The organism is uncultured Cytophaga sp. (assembly GCF_937863595.1).
Taxonomy (GTDB): domain Bacteria; phylum Bacteroidota; class Bacteroidia; order Cytophagales; family Cytophagaceae; genus Cytophaga.
Genome location: NZ_CALMGQ010000186.1, coordinates 12078 through 31312 on the forward strand (window position 1 = coordinate 12078; position 19235 = coordinate 31312).

22 protein-coding genes are annotated in these 19235 nt (G+C 36.1%); 15 read left to right on the top strand and 7 right to left on the bottom strand.

Annotation, left to right across the window (positions count from 1 at the left end; translation table 11 throughout):
* Positions 1–120 precede the first annotated feature (120 nt).
* The 3 genes from Q0543_RS16470 to Q0543_RS16480 all read left to right on the top strand — a co-directional run bounded on the left by Q0543_RS16470 (position 121) and on the right by Q0543_RS16480 (position 2026).
* The gene (locus Q0543_RS16470) at positions 121–549 is read left to right on the top strand and encodes a hypothetical protein (RefSeq protein WP_299255627.1); all 429 of its coding nucleotides are present in this window, start codon (positions 121–123) and stop codon (positions 547–549) included.
* Complete coding sequence (locus Q0543_RS16475) at positions 540–1526, top strand: membrane bound O-acyl transferase family-domain-containing protein (RefSeq protein ID WP_299255629.1); 987 nt, start codon at positions 540–542, stop codon at positions 1524–1526. Before Q0543_RS16470 ends, Q0543_RS16475 begins: the two co-directional genes overlap by 10 nt.
* Positions 1527–1600: 74 nt before the next feature.
* Positions 1601–2026 carry a DUF2147 domain-containing protein gene (locus Q0543_RS16480; protein ID WP_299255631.1) on the top strand — a complete coding sequence of 142 codons (426 nt, stop codon included), beginning with the start codon at positions 1601–1603 and terminating at the stop codon, positions 2024–2026.
* 415 nt (positions 2027–2441) lie between these two features.
* Here Q0543_RS16480 and Q0543_RS16485 read toward each other — a convergent pair whose 3' ends face one another.
* Positions 2442–2612, bottom strand: a complete 171-nt coding sequence (locus Q0543_RS16485; protein WP_299255633.1) for a hypothetical protein — start codon at positions 2610–2612, stop codon at positions 2442–2444.
* 415 nt (positions 2613–3027) lie between these two features.
* Here Q0543_RS16485 and era point away from each other — a divergent pair, with 415 nt between their 5' ends.
* The 5 genes from era to Q0543_RS16510 all read left to right on the top strand — a co-directional run bounded on the left by era (position 3028) and on the right by Q0543_RS16510 (position 6926).
* Entirely contained in the window at positions 3028–3924 is an 897-nt protein-coding gene (era, locus tag Q0543_RS16490) for a GTPase Era (protein ID WP_299255635.1), read from the top strand.
* A gap of 8 nt (positions 3925–3932) precedes the next feature.
* Positions 3933–5240, top strand: coding sequence for a ribosome biogenesis GTPase Der (gene der, locus Q0543_RS16495; protein WP_299255637.1), 1308 nt, complete (start codon positions 3933–3935; stop codon positions 5238–5240).
* A 133-nt stretch (positions 5241–5373) separates the two neighbouring features.
* Positions 5374–5568 carry a hypothetical protein gene (locus tag Q0543_RS16500; protein WP_299255639.1) on the top strand — a complete coding sequence of 65 codons (195 nt, stop codon included), beginning with the start codon at positions 5374–5376 and terminating at the stop codon, positions 5566–5568.
* Between the two features lie 86 nt (positions 5569–5654).
* A complete protein-coding gene (locus Q0543_RS16505; protein ID WP_299255641.1) occupies positions 5655–6269 on the top strand; it encodes a SprT-like domain-containing protein in 615 nt (204 codons plus the stop codon).
* Positions 6270–6323: 54 nt separating this feature from the next.
* A complete protein-coding gene (locus Q0543_RS16510) occupies positions 6324–6926 on the top strand; it encodes a hypothetical protein (protein ID WP_299255643.1) in 603 nt (200 codons plus the stop codon).
* A 201-nt stretch (positions 6927–7127) separates the two neighbouring features.
* Here Q0543_RS16510 and Q0543_RS16515 read toward each other — a convergent pair whose 3' ends face one another.
* From Q0543_RS16515 to Q0543_RS16540, 6 genes are all read right to left on the bottom strand, one after another.
* Entirely contained in the window at positions 7128–7694 is a 567-nt protein-coding gene (locus Q0543_RS16515; protein WP_299255645.1) for a hypothetical protein, read from the bottom strand.
* Positions 7687–8499, bottom strand: a complete 813-nt coding sequence (murQ, locus tag Q0543_RS16520; protein ID WP_299255647.1) for an N-acetylmuramic acid 6-phosphate etherase — start codon at positions 8497–8499, stop codon at positions 7687–7689. Before murQ ends, Q0543_RS16515 begins: the two co-directional genes overlap by 8 nt.
* Entirely contained in the window at positions 8496–9350 is an 855-nt protein-coding gene (locus Q0543_RS16525; RefSeq protein ID WP_299255649.1) for a hypothetical protein, read from the bottom strand. Before Q0543_RS16525 ends, murQ begins: the two co-directional genes overlap by 4 nt.
* A gap of 165 nt (positions 9351–9515) precedes the next feature.
* Positions 9516–9782 carry a cytochrome b5 domain-containing protein gene (locus Q0543_RS16530; protein WP_299255651.1) on the bottom strand — a complete coding sequence of 89 codons (267 nt, stop codon included), beginning with the start codon at positions 9780–9782 and terminating at the stop codon, positions 9516–9518.
* Complete coding sequence (locus Q0543_RS16535; RefSeq protein ID WP_299255653.1) at positions 9766–10923, bottom strand: formimidoylglutamase; 1158 nt, start codon at positions 10921–10923, stop codon at positions 9766–9768. Before Q0543_RS16535 ends, Q0543_RS16530 begins: the two co-directional genes overlap by 17 nt.
* A 1202-nt stretch (positions 10924–12125) precedes the next feature.
* Entirely contained in the window at positions 12126–13106 is a 981-nt protein-coding gene (locus tag Q0543_RS16540; protein WP_299255655.1) for a radical SAM protein, read from the bottom strand.
* Positions 13107–13355: 249 nt separating this feature from the next.
* Between Q0543_RS16540 and fbaA the strand changes: the two genes are divergently transcribed.
* The 7 genes from fbaA (at position 13356) to Q0543_RS16575 (ending at position 19234) form a co-directional block, all read left to right on the top strand.
* Positions 13356–14453, top strand: coding sequence for a class II fructose-bisphosphate aldolase (gene fbaA / locus Q0543_RS16545; protein ID WP_299255657.1), 1098 nt, complete (start codon positions 13356–13358; stop codon positions 14451–14453).
* Positions 14454–14604: 151 nt separating this feature from the next.
* Entirely contained in the window at positions 14605–14898 is a 294-nt protein-coding gene (locus Q0543_RS16550) for a hypothetical protein (protein WP_299255659.1), read from the top strand.
* A 117-nt stretch (positions 14899–15015) separates the two neighbouring features.
* The gene (locus Q0543_RS16555; protein ID WP_299255661.1) at positions 15016–15381 is read left to right on the top strand and encodes an S-adenosylmethionine decarboxylase family protein; all 366 of its coding nucleotides are present in this window, start codon (positions 15016–15018) and stop codon (positions 15379–15381) included.
* A 113-nt stretch (positions 15382–15494) separates the two neighbouring features.
* Positions 15495–15980 carry a DUF4178 domain-containing protein gene (locus Q0543_RS16560; RefSeq protein ID WP_299255663.1) on the top strand — a complete coding sequence of 162 codons (486 nt, stop codon included), beginning with the start codon at positions 15495–15497 and terminating at the stop codon, positions 15978–15980.
* Complete coding sequence (locus Q0543_RS16565) at positions 15980–17329, top strand: DUF4178 domain-containing protein (RefSeq protein ID WP_299255665.1); 1350 nt, start codon at positions 15980–15982, stop codon at positions 17327–17329. Before Q0543_RS16560 ends, Q0543_RS16565 begins: the two co-directional genes overlap by 1 nt.
* A gap of 164 nt (positions 17330–17493) precedes the next feature.
* Positions 17494–17712 (top strand): DUF350 domain-containing protein, encoded by a 219-nt coding sequence (locus tag Q0543_RS16570; protein ID WP_299255667.1) that lies wholly within the window; start codon positions 17494–17496, stop codon positions 17710–17712.
* The gene (locus Q0543_RS16575) at positions 17705–19234 is read left to right on the top strand and encodes a polyamine aminopropyltransferase (RefSeq protein ID WP_299255669.1); all 1530 of its coding nucleotides are present in this window, start codon (positions 17705–17707) and stop codon (positions 19232–19234) included. The genes Q0543_RS16570 and Q0543_RS16575 overlap by 8 nt, the downstream gene beginning before the upstream one ends.
* Position 19235: the final 1 nt, after the last annotated feature.

Below are 19235 nucleotides of genomic sequence, written 5' to 3' on the forward strand. Positions count from 1 at the left end.
GACTTATGCGTTGTTTTTTAATAACAAAGAGTTAGTAGTTTAACGCAATCCTGAAAATTTCGATGGTACAACCGAATAGATAAATTAACGTATATTTATGCAATAAAATTTATTTTTGATATGATATTTAATTTCCTTCATACCTTAATTTTTATTTGCGGAATACTTCATATTGCTTTAGCAATTGGTAGTAGCATTATTCCAAAAGTGTTAAATTGGAAGGTAGAATTGGCAAAAGTCAAGCCGCTGATTCGACAAATGTTTTGGACCTATGCCGCATATATTTTAGTCATTAATGTGTGTTTTGGATTGGTATCTATTTTTGGGGTAGATGAATTACTCAATCAATCTTTTCTAGCATCTTGTGTTACACTTTTCATAAGTTTGTATTGGCTTACACGTATTGGAATCCAATTCTTTTATTTTGACAAAACAGATGCACCTAAAGGTTTGTTCTTTACACTAGGTGAAGTAGCATTGGTTGTTTTATTTATCGTATTTGCAGCAGTTTATTTTATCGTATTCTTATATAATATCACATGGATTTAATGTTAGGTGCCTTGATTGGTTGGGGAGTTATCCTATTGGTAATGGGATATGTGCTTCCATATGTCACACGTATTCAACTTGCTCGAATATTGGGTTGGTCATTTGTAATTGGAACAGCTGTTTTTTCAATATGGACAACATCTACAGAAAGTCCTACTCATCGCATGATTGCAATCGCATCCTTACAATTACTTTCCATGAAGTTAATTGTTATGGTGGAAGCCTACAGAGGAAAACCAAATGTAACAATACTTCAATGGCTGGCATTTGCTCTCGGTTGGTTTGGTATGCGTCCACGTTTGTTCGAAGCCTTTCCTTCAAAACCCTTGAATGGTGTTGTACCTTTTTTGATAAAAGGTACAACACGTATTATACTTGGTATTGCTTTATTAATTGGATCTGTCTATTTGCAACAGAATTATGCCAACGTATTTTTTTTGTATGAATTGGTGATGCTTGTTGGATTAAGCTTTATACTCCATTTCGGAATATTAAATTTAAGTACGGCATCATGGCGTTTTTCTGGGGTAGATGTAAAGGAATTATTTCGTTCTCCTTATAAGGCTAAATCCTTAAAAGAGTTTTGGGGAAAACGCTGGAATATGGCGTTTTCTGAAATGACCGCGAGTGTTGTATATAAACCGTTGAAGTTAATGTACGGTATTCCTCTGGCAATGATTGCTTCATTTCTGGTATCGGGGCTCTTGCATGAAATTGCAATTTCCTTTCCTGTAAAAGTAGGGTATGGCTTGCCTTTTTTATATTTTGTATTGCACGGCTTGGCTATGTTTGCAGAAGGTAAAATCGCCTTCGTTAAAAAAATAAATGCACACCCCGTGCTTTCACATGTTTGGGTATTTGCATGGCTTATACTGCCCATGCCACTGCTATTTCATCATGCCTTTCTAGTAGAGGTGGTAGAGCCTTTGAGAGATTTTATTCTGAATAATGTATATTTATTGTTCGGTACGCTTTAGCAATTTTTATAACTACACATCGTTTTATTTTTAAATGCTGTTTTGTGAATCTATAAACCGTAAGCCAAATCGCTATGAAACGTTTACTACCTATTATACCACTCCTTTTAATTGCAATGTCATCGTTTGCTCAAGCAGATAAAATACTTGGAACATGGCTTTCTGCCGATAAAAAAGCCCATGTTGAAATGTATAAAATCAACAATATCTATTATGGAAAAGTTGTTTGGCTGTCGCAACCCAATGACCCAGCAACCGGGAAGCCCCAACTAGACACTAAAAATCCAGATGCAACCAAACGAAGCCAGCCTGTTTTAGGGTCAATTCTTTTTAATAAGTTTATTTACGATGATGGAGAATATATTGACGGGAAAATTTACGATGTACGGGATGGGAAAACATATACAGGTAAATTGTGGCTGAACGATGATGGAACCTTAAGCATGAGAGGCTACATTGGTTTTTTATACAGTACGGAAACATGGACACGCTTGAAGTAGCAGAGGAAAACTTATATTCCAAAAAACAAAAGGCAAATTCCAAATGGATGGAATGAATCGTTATTGAACTCAATTAAATTCGGGATAGGTTTTGTCTTTTAAACCAACAACCAATCGCTAAACTAATTAGATCCCAACAATTTTAGTACATGAATCAATGTCGTTTCCCTAAGGAGGTAATGAGCAAATATATTCATTTTGAATAGTCGGTCGATCCCTTTTTCTGTTGGTAAGACGATTTAATTATTTGATCTCCCTTCGTAAAGCTTGAAACAATCACAAAACGAAGGATACCAGCACTCTAAATTCTCTCAAGGAAACGACATTGACTTAATATTATTAAAATAATACAATTTTGATGCAAAACACACCTTTTGCACAAACTGCCTTTACGCATATAGTATGCAGTATTCAATTAAACAGCATATTTTTCTTTTTCATACACTCCCCATACATTAGCCATACAGTTCCCATACAGTTCCCATACAGTTCCCATACAGTTCCCATACAGTTTCCATACTGTAGATAGAATAGTAGAATAATACAAATATCGAATGTTTGTTTCAATACGGTCAATCAAATGCATTTAGAACTTTTAACAGATGGATAAATAGAATTACAAAACCATGAACCTCTTTTAATATGTTCGTAATCACCCAAGGAAGGAAGGAAGGAAGGAAGGAAGGAAGGAAGGAAGGAAGGAATATTTTATGAGCAACCATCCGAGCAAATTCCCAGTTGGTCTGATGGCTTTATTATTAGAGACTCTTTTACAAGCGAGAAACAAAACGAAGGTCTTTAGCACTCTATATTCTGTTAAGGAAAACGACAGTATTACTTGAACATTCCCTCCGTTTGAAATTTGTCTTTTGTTATTTGTTTTTTTACGAGGCCTTGAGCGTTGTCAATGTATGAAAACTCCATGTTTATATCATATTCAATCCTAATAGCTTAGTATTGAAGCCAATTCTTTTTTGTACCTTTGCACATTACAAATACAAATGGAGAACCCAAAAACACATAAAGCCGGCTTTGTTAGCATTGTTGGTCGTCCGAATGCGGGCAAATCAACCTTGATGAATTGCTTGGTAGGTGAGCGTCTATCAATTATTACACCTAAGGCACAAACTACCCGTCACCGTGTAATGGGTATTATAAATGATCCTGATTTTCAAATCGTTTACTCGGATACACCTGGTGTAATTGAGCCTAAATACGAACTTCAGAAGTCTATGATGCGTTTTGTGGATTTTTCTTTGGAAGATGCCGATATGGTTTTGTGGGTGTTGGATGTAAAAGATCCTGGAGATCATGGCTTGGTATTGCAACGTTTGAATAATGTTGACGTTCCTGTATTGTTGGTATTGAATAAGGTAGATCTCTCCACACAAGAAGAGATGGATGCCTTGATTGAAAAATGGAAAGTAGAGTTTCCAAAAGCAGAATCCATATTAGCTGTTTCGGCTATCAAAGGATTTAATTCAGATATGGTATTGAAGTGGGTGTTGTCGCATTTGCAAGATCACCCGCCATTCTATGATAAAGATGCATTGACGGATAAACCCGAGCGTTTTTTTGCATCCGAAATATTTAGAGAGAAAATATTTAAAAATTACAGCAAAGAAATTCCGTATAGTTCGGAAGTATTGATAGAATCTTTCAAAGACCAGAAAGATTTGTTGCGCATACAAGCAGTAATCATTGTTGAGCGTGAATCGCAAAAAGGAATTGTAATTGGACAAGGTGGTGAGGCCTTGAAACGTACGGCTACCCAGGCCCGTAAATCCATGGAAGAATTCTTCGGCAAAAAAGTATTCCTAGAAACATTTGTAAAAGTAGAGCCAGATTGGAGAAGTAAAGAATTTTACTTGCGTCAGTTTGGGTATAAATTAGATTAAGAAATAATATGTCAAATATAGTAGCGATAGTTGGTAGACCCAATGTTGGTAAATCAACCTTATTCAATCGCTTGGTAGGTGCTCGTGTAGCCATCATGGATAATGAAAGTGGCGTAACAAGAGATCGTCATTATGGTGAAGCAGAATGGTGTGGTAAATTCTTTACCGTTATTGATACAGGTGGATATGTAACTGGATCAAGTGATATTTTTGAAGGCCAAATTAGAGAGCAAGTTGATATTGCAATTGAAGAAGCAGATGTAATCTTGTTTGTAGTAGATGCAGAAGTAGGCGTACATCATTTGGATGAAGAATTTACAAACAAAATTCGTCGTACAAAAAAACCTGTTTTGTTGGTGGTTAATAAAGCCGACAATAACAGACGTTTGCACATGAGTGCTGAATTCTATTCGTTAGGCATCGGTGAAATATATCCGATCTCTTCTCAAAACGGAACTGGCACAGGAGAGCTGTTGGATGAAGTGATTTCACATTTCAAAACAGAAGGCGATGAAGATCCAAATGCAGGAATTCCTAAAATTGCTGTTTTGGGAAGACCAAATGCTGGTAAATCATCTTATGTAAATGCATTGTTAGGTAAAGATCGTAGCATTGTAACAGAAATTGCTGGTACAACACGCGATTCAATTACCTCACATTACAATGTGTTTGGTAAGGAATTCATTTTCGTAGATACAGCGGGTATTCGTAAGAAATCTCGTATAAAAGAAGATATAGAATTTTATTCTATATTGCGTTCTGTGAAAGCCCTAGAGGAATCAGATGTGTGCGTTATTATGATTGATGCAGAACGTGGCATTGAATCACAAGACATGAACATCATCTGGATGGCTCACAACAATAAAAAGGGTATTGTTATTTTAGTGAATAAATGGGATTTGATCGAAAAGGATTCTAAAACAGCACAAGAATTTCAAGAAAATATTCGTAATGCGCTAAAACCAATTGATTATCCAATCATCATGTTTATTTCAGTATTAAATAAGCAACGTTTGTTTCAATCGGTAGAAGCAATTTTGAAAGCGTACGAAAATAGAGGGAAACGCGTACCAACTTCTGAATTAAATGACAAGATTCTTCCAGAAATTGACTATAACCCACCTCCTGCAACAAAGCAGAAGTATGTAAAAATCAAGTATATTACTCAATTGCCGACAAAGTCTCCAACTTTTGCTTTCTTCTGTAACCTACCTCAATATGTAGGAGAATCCTACACACGATTCTTGGAACATAAGATTAGAGCATATTTTGATTTTGAAGGAGTGCCTATTTCGATCGTTTTTAGAAAAAAATAAAATTTAATTGTTAAAACTCTTATAAATATATATTTATAAGAGTTTTTTTAATAAAAAAACCATCGATTCACCTTGGATAATTGAAAAAAGTACTAAATTTGTATCCGAAAATAAACTATAAATTATTACAATCATGACAAAAGTATTCACATTATTATCTCTTGCTGCAGTTTTAGCTTTCGCTTCTTGCGCAGAAAAAAAAGTTGAAGTATCTAACGAAGATACTCTTACTGTAGTTCCAACTGAAGTTGCTCCAGTAGCTCCAGATACTACTACAATGGCTCCAGATACTACTACAACTACTACTACAACTGAAGTTGTTAAGTAATTCACTGGACTTCGGTCCATTGAATGCTAAGAAAAACCGCTCTTTGAGCGGTTTTTCTTTTTTTATATAAATACGTATCTTCAGCTATGCGTTCTACACCTGATATACTGCGTGCTCATGTTCCTCCAACCGCTATAGCGTATGTTATTGAACTGTGGAAATTAGGTCGATTTCATTTTAAAGCAAGCCGCGATAGAGAAACAAAATTGGGTGATTATACCTTCGATCCGAGAATAAAGAAACATACCATTACGGTCAATAGAGGTTTGAATAGGTATTCATTTTTAGTAACCTATTTACACGAAGTCGCGCATCTCGTTACAACCATTCGTCATGGCGTTTCTGTAAAGCCACATGGAGAAGAATGGCAGTCTGCTTTTAAAGAAGTCATGTACCCCATTTTAAAGCCTGATGTTTTTCCCGAAGATGTATTGGTAGCATTGCATGCACATATGTACAACGAACCATCGGCTTCATCCTGCGGAGATATTGCATTGATGAAGGTATTGAGTAGATACGATACAGATGCAGATCACTATATTTTCTTAGAAGATTTAAAAGTAGGGGATGTGTTTTTAATTAAGAGTGATTCCTTTAAAATCGAAGAGTTTAAAACAAAACGTGCACTCTGCATACAACTTGCTACAGGAAGAAAGTATAGCGTAGCTAAAGCGATGAAGGTTAAAAAAGGAGATTTGTAATTCGTTTATTTTATAAAATATAAGTATATTATATATATTCAAAATACATATAATATGAAAAAATATTCTTTCGCCTCGCTAGTACTCTTATTTTTATTCAGTTTCGGTGCTTGCACCTCAACTACATTACAAAGTAGTTGGAAAGCACCAGGTGCAACATACACGAAAGAGCAATTTAAAAAGGTGATGGTTGTTGCCTTACTAAAAGATGAAACAACAAGAAGGATTGCAGAAGATAAATTGGCATCGAAGGATACTACATTCAGACAATCCTATGAAGTTTTTGGTGTTGAACAAAAAGATATGGATGAGCCTGGAGTGAAAAATTTTTTAGCCCAAAATGGCTACGATGGTATTGTTACTATGAATTTAATTGATGATCAAAAAACTACAACTTATGTACCTGGTACGTATCAAGGTGGTTATTATGGTTGGTATGGAATGTATTATGGAGGTTATTATTCTCCAGGATATTATACAGAAAATCAAAATTATGTGATTGAAACCAATGTGTTTTCTGTGTCACAAAATAAAGTCTTATGGTCTGGCATAACAACCACTACGAATCCAATTTATATTGAAAAAACAATTGATGAAGTATGGGACGCCGTAATTTCAAGGATGAAACAACAAGGATTTATTAGAGGAAAAAAATAATTATTGAATTGGTAAATGGTTGGTCGAAAAGAAACAACCAGGGCGAAGTGAAAATAATTCTCCCAAAAGAAAATTCCAAAAGATAAAAAACAAATTCCAAACGATTAGAATACTCTAGTAGTTTGGAATTTGTTTTTTATAATTTCCACTTCGTTTTTTGCTATGGTTTTGCCTTTTTCGGCCAACCATCTTTATTTTCATTTAGTCTAATCTTTTTTGAATCAAACCTTCAACTGTCTGACAAAATACCTGCGGTCTCATCGTCCGCCAATTCAAGACTTCAAGCGTACCTCCAAAATTAATGTAATAATCCAATCCGTATTTTTTCCATTCTTCTAGAATGTGTTCTCTAAAGTTGATGGCTGCAATCCATCCATCTTCAATTTCTTCAAACCATTCGGCATAATATTCATCGTCTGAACCATGAAAGTTCATGACGTTTTCTCCGATTAAAATAAATTTTGTAATTCCTTCTGCAAGCAAGATGTCAAGTACATTGCGTTTGAAGTGCATGATGTCATTATGCAAGGTGTCATTCCATTCTCCTATAAATTCAATGACTACGACTTGTTCCTCGTAATCTGCAAAAAGTATTTTTACATATAGTGTTTCCGATCCGATCGAATCCCAAAACGGATGAATGTAATATCCATAAATAGCATTGCTATACGATTCGGTATTATACTCCGCTTCATAAAAAGGCGATTGCACATCTTCTACAGAGGTATAATATTCTTCCCAATTATAAAAAGGTTCGATTTCATGCATGGCCTTTGTATGCGTTTATGGCGTTGCGTACATTGTAGCCATTTTCAGTCAACAGTTTTTTTGCGGCTTCTGCATCCATAGAAAGTTCATCCATAATCATGCGGACACCCCGATCAATTAATTTCAAATTGCTCAATTGCATGTCCACCATTTTATTCCCTTTCACTTTACCCAGCTGAATCATAACGGAAGTAGAAATCATATTCAGTGCAAGCTTCTGTGCCGTTCCTGCTTTCATGCGTGTACTTCCTGTAACAAATTCTGGACCCGTGATCACTTCAACTGGAAACACACAAGCTGCAGCTACTGCAGAATATGGATTGCAAACAACGCAACCCGTATTGATTCCTGCTTCTCTTGCAGCCGTTAATCCGCCAATTACATAGGGCGTTCTGCCCGATGCTGCTATGCCAATAACGGTGTCAGTTGTATTGATGTTGTATGCCTTCAAATCGATCCAGGCTTGTGTTGCATCATCTTCTGCAAACTCAACCGCTTTGCGAATGGCAGAGTCACCACCAGCAATGATGCCAACAACCATGCCTTGTGGTACGCCATACGTAGGCGGACATTCAGATGCATCTACTACACCGAGTCTGCCGCTGGTACCTGCACCAATATAAAATAATCTGCCACCTGCTTTCATAAGTGGCACGATGGAATGAATAAGTGCTTCTAACTGAGGCAAGGCTTTTTCAATCGCAAGCGGTACGGTTTTGTCTTCGGTATTGATACTTGTCAATAAATCTGAAACAGACATCTGTTCCAAATTTGAATAATTGGATGAAGATTCAGTGATGTTCATATCGTGTGTTTCAAATGATATTCTTTTAAACCCTGCATCGGGTCGGCCACTATTTTATCAATGGTTACTTTTTTATCTGCAGCAACTTTTTCAAGGGCTTCCCTTAAGTGCAAACCAATAGATCCGATAAACCGAACAGGTAATGTTTCAAAATGATCGTACCTACAAATGCAATTGTCAAACAACAAACGAAAATTTTCTTCAATCAATGCGTTGATATATGCTTCTGATTTATGTAGAATTGCAAAAGGTGCAAGCGATGCTAGGTAGCGGTTGGGAAACGGTTTTTTATACACCTTATCCATAATGTCACTTTTACGATCCGCAGTGAATACTTCAAAGCGTGCGCGTATACCTGCGGGCATAGACTCCCGTATGTAATCACGAGCAAGCAGTTTGCCTAAAAAGCCACCACTACCTTCGTCGCCCATGTATAAGCCCAGGGAGTTGATATTACGCACAATCTTACGGCCATCGTAATAACAGGTATTCGACCCCGTTCCGCTGATACAGCAAATTCCTGCTTCGTCTGCCAACACCGAACGTGCAGCCGCAATCAAATCGCTATCTACATGTACAATGCAATTATTAAATAGGGGCGAAATGGCCTTAGCCACGATCGCTTGTTGTGCGGGCATTTCGCAACCCGCCCCATAGAAATAAACCTCCGTAATCAAACTTGCCTGTGGAAGATTCGGAACCAATTCTTTTTGCAAGGCTTCCTGAATCTCTTCAGCTGTTTGATAAAAGGGATTGATACCCGTTGTACGTATGGAAAAATCAGCCCCGGTTTTTTTACCCGTGAACAACCAATTTGATTTTGTTGAACCACTATCGACGATTGCAATCATGCTTTTGAAGAAGTACTAAGTACTGAGTATAAAGTACAAAGTAGGTTGAAAATTTTAAATTATATATATTCGGAAATGCTTAAATTTTCGCCGTGGCTTGTGTCTTTTCGACCAACCACCTGCAACGTTATATATTAGCGTTTTTTTTACTTCGTACTAAGTACTCTATACTCCGTACTCTTTTAGTTTCCCCACCACCGTCAATGTATCAAACACATTTATCGTATGTGGGGCGTCTTTCATTTCGTCTGTCAAATCTTGTCCGGCCCAGTGTTCGTAATGTTTTCCATTGCGCCATAATTTTGATTTTGAGACGTCGTAAATGATTCCTTTAAACGCACACCAAATTTCGGGTTTGTCTTGTCCGTTGCGCAGCGCCAATTGATTCTTTGTATACTCCTTCAGCGGAGCAGCATCAGATGAGTTTTGCATGCGTATTAATCCAACGGTAAGGTAATTCTCCGCGGTTGGCGGTTAGGTAATCTGTATAGGAACACGGAACAATAGAGTTACGTGCATATTGGTGTTTGTTGTTTGGGAAAGGAACTTCCATCCACCATTTTTCTGTTTGCAAATGTTTGTAAAACGTAAGTTGCGCAGGATCTCCCTGCATAGGTACGATGTAGCGTACGTATTTTTCTCCACTGTAATTGGTATCGTCTTTACGGTTGTAGAACCCTTCTATGAAATACCAAATCATGGTTGCTATGACGGATGCCGTTTGTTTGCGTTCGTCGAATAAAGGATTGTATTCGTAAACACCAAAAGATGTTAACTTCGAATTCAATCCTGCATACCAACAAATTTGGCAGGCTTCTTCGCCTGTCAATCCAAAGGGTTGTGCATTTGCATTGCCTGCAGCATCGCTGCTGCGTATGGCGGTAATGTCAAAGCTGAGCATGTCGGCATCGCGAATAACAGGTTCAATCTCTTCTAAATTTTCACGCATCTGGCCAATGCGATACATTTCGAAGTATAATTTTTCAAGAACATTCAGCGTTTCTTGGTCTGTCAAATAGGTTTGATAGGCCAATTGGGAAAAGTTGAATAAGAAGTTCGGTTCATGAAGTAAGATGCGGTGCAAATGTGTTTTGCTGGTATCTTCCGTAGGAATATTCATGTCAATGTGTGCATCCACATTCAATACACTAATCAATTTATTGGTATTCGCATAGGCTTGATATTGTCCTAAATCCAGATCGTGCGTGCCACCAAATAAAATCGGAATGATATTTAGTTCTAATAAGTATTCACATACTTCTTTGATACGCAGGTAACTTTCTTCGACGTTGATACCAACGCGTAAGTTTCCTAAATCAACAATATTGTTGCTACCCGTACCACGGCGTAGTCTGTATAATTTATTTCGAATTTCAGTTGCACCATTTTCAGCACCCCGATTGGTAGTAGAGCCACGTTCTTCAGATAAACCCACCAAAGCAATGTGTACCCCATTCAAATCTGGAAAGGTATCTTTGTAAAAATGAATGGTATTGGCAAATATATACGGCTCTAATAAATCCGAAGGTTGCAACTCAATACTAACGGGATCAAAAAAGATACGAAGATTCATGTGGCTTAGGTGTAAATGTATATATGTAAATATAACAAAGTGAATGAATAAAATGAAGGGATTAGGGGATATGTGAATGTTGGGGAATGGGTAATTAGATTTGAATGCAGCAATTAGCTAATATAGCTGTCACCTAAAAGCAAATGTACCCGTTGTTGTATTTGTACCCAAAACGATAGAAGTAAAGGCGGGAATCGTACATGTGAAAGCGAATTGTATAGCCGACTATACATTTTTAGTATATTTTGCATATTCAACTATGCAAAAAGGTTACAGGTCAATGCTAAAATAATAACATTTCGTTACGAGAATTTCTGGCGCCAGTGTTAAGCGAAGCGTCACTGGTGTCTATTATTCGGCAGTCTTTGACTGTATTTATTTCTTGCTGCGTCTACATTAGCGAGCCAAACCTATGAGGTCTTCTACGTTAAGGTGCAGGTAATTCGAATGCGTATAGGTGATGGAGGAAAGACCTCATAGGTTTCGTAAAGAATGAGCGTTAAAAAGATAAAAAGTAACACCATAAATTTGCAGGTTGTTGGCCAGAAAAGGCACAACCTCGACGAGCTTTGGTTGATCGTTGCAGAGTGAAACCAACCACGTAAAAGAGCTAAACTCAACCTTTTCGTCATGACTCCAGAGGGGTCACATATTTATAGTAAAACCCATACAAAAATAAATACGCGCGATGTCGTAGGCATTGAGATTACATAAAATAATACCTGCGGTATTGCGCGTATGATATTATGGTAATTTTTTTCTATAAATATGCGATCCCGCTGGGATCGGTAGCGGTAATAAGGGTGAAAAATTTATCATCAAAGAGTAGTTGGGGGTTGGTTGAAAAGCCGAACTTAGGCGAAGGGTGTGGGGCGATTGATCACTTCAATACCTCATTGAATCCAAATAATCCCTTAATCCTACGAATCCCAATTCAGACAAATGGTGTTAGCTAATAAAGATAAAAAGTAACACCATACATTTGCAGGTTGTTGGCCAGAAAAGGCGCAACAACGCGTTGACTAGTACTTAGGTGAGAAATGATGACTCCAACAGCTCATTCAATCCAACTAATCATTTTAATCTTACGGATCCAAATTCAGACATCTTCACCCCAATAACCATCTGGCGCCAGTGTTAAGTGAAGCGTCACTGGTGTCATTTATTGGGCAGTCTTTGACTGCAATTTTAAACCATTTTCCTCACCCCAACAACCGCTTCCAAGTTCCCTTTTCCCAACTGTACTTCAGCGTACTAGGCAATGCTTTAAACCAATACTTATTAATCTCCACCGCAAACGACGGTTGCATGTAGCAGTTGATGGTACAACCTTCGCAGGCTTCGAGTTTCCCTTCTTGAGCAATGATTGCTTTGACTTCTTTTGAATGATAGAGTTCGAACAAATTATTATTGATATCGAAAGAGTCTGTACCCAAATGATAGCAAGGCAGAATCAATTTGTTTTCGGGCGAAATAACTAGGGTAGAAGAAGCCGCTTTACAAATCGGGTCTACAATGTGATTGCCACCGTCTAAGCGCAATTGAATAAAGGCTTCGTTGATATAAATATTTTTTTTCTTCGCCCAATAGCTAAGTTCTGCCAAATCCTTTTCTTTTAAACTCGAGCCAATGTCTACTTGGTTGTATTCAAAGGAAGGGTTTAAAATCAAAATTAAATTGTTGGGCAAACAGATCTCTTCATACATCCGTTTTATTAAATGAATGTTGTGGTCGAATACCGTAAAAATGATATCTGGACGTTCGCCAAGCGATGTAGCTATTTTAATCGACTCTATTACAAAATCAAAACAAGCCACTCCACGCAATGTATCGTGCTCTGCTTTATCAGGCGAGTCTAAGGAAAAATGCAGCATGTCTACCAAGCCTTTCAAACGCTCGGCCCATTTTGGGTACAGCATCGCGTTTGAAGTGATTGTTGTGATCATGCCCAAATCTTTGGCCATGCGCAACAGTTTGTCTATGTCTCGATGTAATAAGGGTTCGCCACCCGTAAAGTCAATTACTTTTACACCCAAGCGTTTTAAATCTCCCAGGTTTTGAGCGGCAGATTCAAGGGTAACGTAAGGCGATGGTTTTTCCCATATATCACAAAAGCTGCAACTTGCATTGCAGCGATAGGTTACGTAATAATTGCATAAAATGGGTTTAGACCGAAGACGCATAATCCTTGCAAGGTACTTAAGTATTCTCAGCAAATATAAAATTAGCCGAATGGATGTTAAAAATGGGTGTATTCTATCTAAATCAGTTCATAAAGGAACATGGTATTATCCAAAAAAACAGGAATTATTACATTAAAATCAATTTTAAGGCTATTTGATACAGTGTTTTATGCTTTTTTTGTATATTTAAAACTTCCTTTTGATAGGAAGTAATGTATCCAACTACAAAGAAATAATAAACAAAATAGTATGGTTGAAAATGTAACAAGCAAAGCGCTAACTGGCGTAATCACGGGCGATCAAGTTCAGGATTTATTTGCAGCAGCTAAAAAAGCAAAACTTGCCTTCCCTGCGGTAAACGTAGTAAGCACGGGTACTGTAAATGCAGTAATGGAAACGGCAAAACTTGCTAACTCTCCAGTTATTGTTCAGTTCTCTAACGGTGGTAGCCAATTCTACGCTGGTAAATCTTTGCCAAACGGCAACCAAGAAGCTTCAATTGCAGGTGCAATCTCTGGTGCGCACCACGTACATCAAGTTTCTGAATTATACGGTGTAGGTGTTATCATGCACACAGATCACGCAGCAAAAAAATTACTTCCTTGGATTGATGGTTTGTTAACTGCTGGTGAAGCATTTTACAAAGTACATGGCAAGCCATTGTATTCTTCTCACATGTTGGATCTTTCTGAAGAGCCATTAGAAGAAAATATCGAAATTTGCAAAAGATACCTAGATCGTATGAGCAAAATAGGTATGACACTTGAAATTGAATTAGGTGTTACAGGCGGTGAAGAAGATGGTGTAGATAATTCTGGTATTCACCAAGACGAATTATATACGAAGCCTGAAGAAGTTGCTTACGCATACGAAGAACTTAAAAAAGTAAGTGATAAATTCACAATTGCAGCTGCATTTGGTAACGTTCACGGTGTATATAAATCTGGTAGTGTAAAATTAGAGCCGAAAATTTTGAGAAAATCTCAAGATTTTATCAAATCTAAATACGGTCGTACAGAAGAAAATCCGTTGGATTTTGTATTCCACGGTGGCTCAGGTTCAACTCAAGAAGAAATTCGTGAAGCAATCGGTTACGGTGTAGTTAAAATGAACCTTGATACAGATTTGCAATGGGCATTCTGGGAAGGTATCTTAAATTACTACAAAGGAAACGAAGCATTCTTACAAGGACAAATCGGTAACCCTAAAGGTGCAGATCAACCAAATAAGAAATTCTACGATCCACGCGTTTGGTTACGTAAAGGTGAAGACACATTTGTAGCTCGTTTAAAGAAAGCATTTGAAGATTTGAATTCATTCGATGCAAATACTAAAATGGGACACTAATTTCCTTCAGAATTAAATATTAAATTTAAAGGGATGCATAAGAGCATCCCTTTTTTTGATTTAAAAATAATTAGTAACAATAATTCGAGTATTTCGTAATATAACATATTGGAATTTGATTGTTAAAATGAGGGCGAGTATTATGGGAAACATGGAACACCAGGAAGTAACGTTGGTAGAAAAAGAGGATTTAGCAGGTATTTTATTTTCAAATGTTGACGTATTAGAAGATCCCGTTAAAAGAAGATTGAGACAAATATATTTGGAAAGAGCAGAACGTCTAGGGAATGCATATCATGGAAAAGTTAAAATGACCTTCATGACAGAAGAGGGAAAGATGATGATGGTAAATACCACGATTTGGTCTGCAGACAATCAATTTATCACCCTAAAAGGTGGCGTTCACATCCCTACGATTGCTGTTATCGAAGTGGAATTTAGTTAATATATAGCCCGTTTATGCGGGCTATATATTATAATAATTTATAGTTGCGTGAAAAAATTGTTAAAACCTTTCAAAAAGGATATTTTTAGAGAATTTTAATATTTTATATTTTCGAATATGTTTAATAAGGATGGGTACGCCCCTGGCTTGCATGTATTAGGTACAATACACACCAACGAAGTCGTACTTTTAAGCGATTATTCTCCTTTTAAACAATGGATTACTGAAAAAATTATTAGTTATACCTTAACTCCATTGGGTGAATTTTATCATGCATTTGATGGTGCAGGATATACGGGTATGATTTGCTTAACAGAATCACATATTGCATTTCACTCTTGGCCAGAATATAATTTAATTACAATAGATATATTTTTATCAAATTTTAAGCAAGAAAACGATGCTAAAGCGCGTGGTTTATTTGATGCGTGTGTACACTATTTTAAGGCAACTTCTGTAGATAAAAATGAAGTGAAACGATAATGGATTTAATAATGTGTCCATATTGTAAGGTACATTCACATACAAAATATCTATATACAGAAATTATTTTATGTAGTCATTGTAAAGAACTCATTTCAAGAAATACCCATTCAATGGTAGAGGTAAAAAAAACAAAAAAACCTCAAGAGTACAGAAATGAATTAATGCATACTTCTTTTTTATATAATAACCAGCAGTATCAAATTACAGGATACATTCGGTACTTTTATACGGAAGGATATTTATATCAATGGGCTGCATACAGCCACAATACATACATTTGGTTGTGTGAGTGTTTAGGCGAGTGGTTTATTCTTAAACCTGAAAAAGATGTTTCTGCGATACCTGTTGCAAAATTGAGAGTAGAGCATGTCTTTGATTATAAGGGTATGGAATATACTGTGGATGAATTAAGTTTGTTTTATGCTTATTATATGGAAGGAGAATTACCCGATTTTAACTATTCGCAATCAAAAGGCGTTAGTATCGAATGCAGTAATAACAAGGAGCTAATTCACTTTAATTTATATTCTAATAATGTTATTGAAATGTTTACAGGGCAAACTGTTAATTTAAAAGATTTAAATATCAAATTGTAATGAGCTGGAAACCGGTAGTAGAGAAAGATTATATACACTATACCTGCCCTAAGTGTAGCAATAAAATTAGCAGCATGTTAGGTGATAAAGCACTTTATATTGTTTGTAAAAAGTGCAATAATCTTTTTCAAAATCATTTAGGTACACTTACTTTTTATGCGCACTTTAAAAGAACATTAAATTCGGTTATACCTATTGGCACAACGGGCGAATATAAAGGAAAGAAATTCCAATTGATCGGAGTTGTGGAGGTGAAAGAAGACCGAACAAGTTATTATTGGAATGATTATACAATTAAATATGAAGATGAAACGGTTGCTTCTTTTATCCAGTATGAAGGACATTGGAGTTATGTGGAGCGATTGCCGCATTCAATAAAATCTAACACGCGAGGAGAGATTTTATATGAGGGAAATTATTTTTTATATTTTAATTCGTATAGAACCGTTCACGTTGCAGCCGAAGGAGAATTTTTTTGGGACATAATAGACAAAGAAAAACCGCGTGTTAGAGAATTCATTTATCCTCCATATGGATTAACTGTAGAAGAAAAAAATACCCACGTTACCTGGTATAAAAGCGAGTATATTACTCAATCTAAATTAAAAACGATTTTCAATTTCGGCAAAAATGTTTGGCTCCCTAGTCGCTCAGGTGTATTTTCAATTCAACCAATACCTTTAGATTTTTCTAATTCTATTTTAAGGAAAGTTGCCTTCTTTTTTTTATTAGCAATGATTGGTGCCGTTTATATATTACTTTTTATGAGTGATGAGGCAACTGTATTTGATTTGCAGCAGGAGATAAATCCAAGTTCAACGTTGTCGTATGAAAATGTTGATTCTATTCAAGTAAGTGCTTTGCACCACATACAAATAACAGATAGGGGTACGTACTACCCAGATTCAAATATGTTTGTCTCCGAGCCGTTTAAGATATCAAGTTTATTCAATTCTACGGCAGTAGATGTTTCTTTATATGCCCCTGTAAGTAATAATTGGTTTGAAGTATCCTGCCAAATGATTAATGACAATACTGGACAAGAATATTTCTTAGAAAATGGAGTGGAATATTATTTTGGAAGTGATTGGACGGAAGGGTCGACAGAGCATACCATCACACTTTCAGAAAGTGAGAATGGCACATACCGCATTGTAATAAAATCATTTGCTGAAACATATAGTTTGACTCAGCCAACTTCATATAGATTAACCCTCACAAAAGGAGTAAACCTATGGAGTAATTTTATACTTTTGTTAGTAATTGGTTTGTCTATGCCAATAGGTTGTATGATTTATATTCATACGTTCAACGAATCAAGGTGGAAAAATAGTAACTCAGCAGGATAATGATAAAGGAATATCTAAAAGTTAAATGGTTGGTTGGCCTCATGTTTATATGTATTCTTTTATTCATATACGCAGGTATGACTGGCTGGCGCTTGCTCGGATCAAGCGCTGAGAAATGGGCACCCGAAGGACATAAAAACAATCACAAATAAACACATATACTCATGGAAAATTACATTCAAATCAAATACGTTATTTCTTCTATTTTATATTCATTCATCGGAATTTTTATTTTGGTTTTTGCTTTTTGGGTTATTGAAAAAATAACACCAGAAAATTTATGGAAAGAAATACTGGTAAATAAAAATCATGCTTTGGCAATCATTGCTGGTGCATTTATTATTGCCATTGCAATCATTGTTTCTTCAGCGATACATGGATAATACATTGCATAAAAGAAGACTTACAAAATCAACGCTTTTACTATTATCCGTTTTTGTAATAGCTACATGCGGATTGATATATGAATTGGTTGCAGGTACCTTAGCAAGTTATTTGTTAGGTGATTCTATTACGCAATTCTCAACCATCATTGGTACCTATTTATTTGCAATGGGTATTGGTTCATATCTGTCGCGTTATTTAAATAAAAATTTAATTGTATGGTTTATCCAAATTGAATTACTTGTAGGTTTAATAGGTGGATTTAGTTCTACATTATTATTTCTCGTATTTGATCAAGTTGTATACTTTAGAGTAATTTTATATGCAATTGTTTCTTTAACCGGCATGTTTGTTGGCTTGGAAATTCCAATTCTTATGCGCATACTCAAAGAAGAATTTGAATTTAAAGATCTTGTATCGGAGGTTTTTACATTTGATTATATCGGTGCATTATTGGCATCGTTGATATTTCCATTATTTTTTGTGCCTCATGTTGGACTTATTCGCACATCCTTATTCTTTGGAATAATAAACACCGCAGTTGCATTATGGGTTATTTACACGTTCAAAAATCAAGTAAAATATATTCGGAGTTTAATTTCGGTTGCTTGGTTGGTGTTCTTACTTATGTTGACATGTTTTGTTTTGGCAGATTACATTCAACAATATACCGAGTCTATCGCTTATCACGATAAAATTATTATTTCCAAATCTTCGCCCTATCAACGTATTGTTGTAACAAACAGCAAAAACGAATTGCGTTTATATATAAATGGCAATTTGCAATTTTCTACTCTAGATGAATATCGATATCATGAATCACTCGTGCATCCAATCATGGCCAATGCTATAGATAGAGATACGGTGTTGATCATGGGAGGTGGCGATGGCATGGCTGTTCGTGAATTGTTAAAATACCCAGATGTTAAAAAAATTATTCTAGTGGATTTAGATCCTGAAATGACAAAGTTGTTTAAATCACATCCCGCATTGTCAAAATTAAACAATCATTCCTTTTCAGATAGCAGAGTTGAAATTATAAACGACGATGCATTTATTTGGGCACTCAATCAAAAGAATACTTTTTCAACGATTATTATCGATTTTCCAGATCCATCAAATTTTTCTTTAGGGAAATTATACTCATCTACCTTTTATAATCGCTTGTACCAACTGTTGAAACCAAATGGTTGTACAGTTATTCAATCTACTTCCCCCTATTTTGCTCCATTATCCTTTTGGTGTGTAAATGCTACCTTGAAAAAAAGTGGCTTTAATACACTGCCGTATCATACGTACATTCCATCCTTTGGCGAATGGGGCTACATCATTGGCTACAAAGAAAGTTTCAATCAAGCTCAATCTTACCCAAAGGATTTGAAATATATTAGTCCGATATTATTTGATCAGATGTGTTTCTTTTCAAAGGACATGAGCGAACGACCTGTAGAAATTAATCGCTTAAACAATCAAGTACTCGTGCAGTATTTTGATCAAGAATGGAGCAAGTTTGTTCAATAAC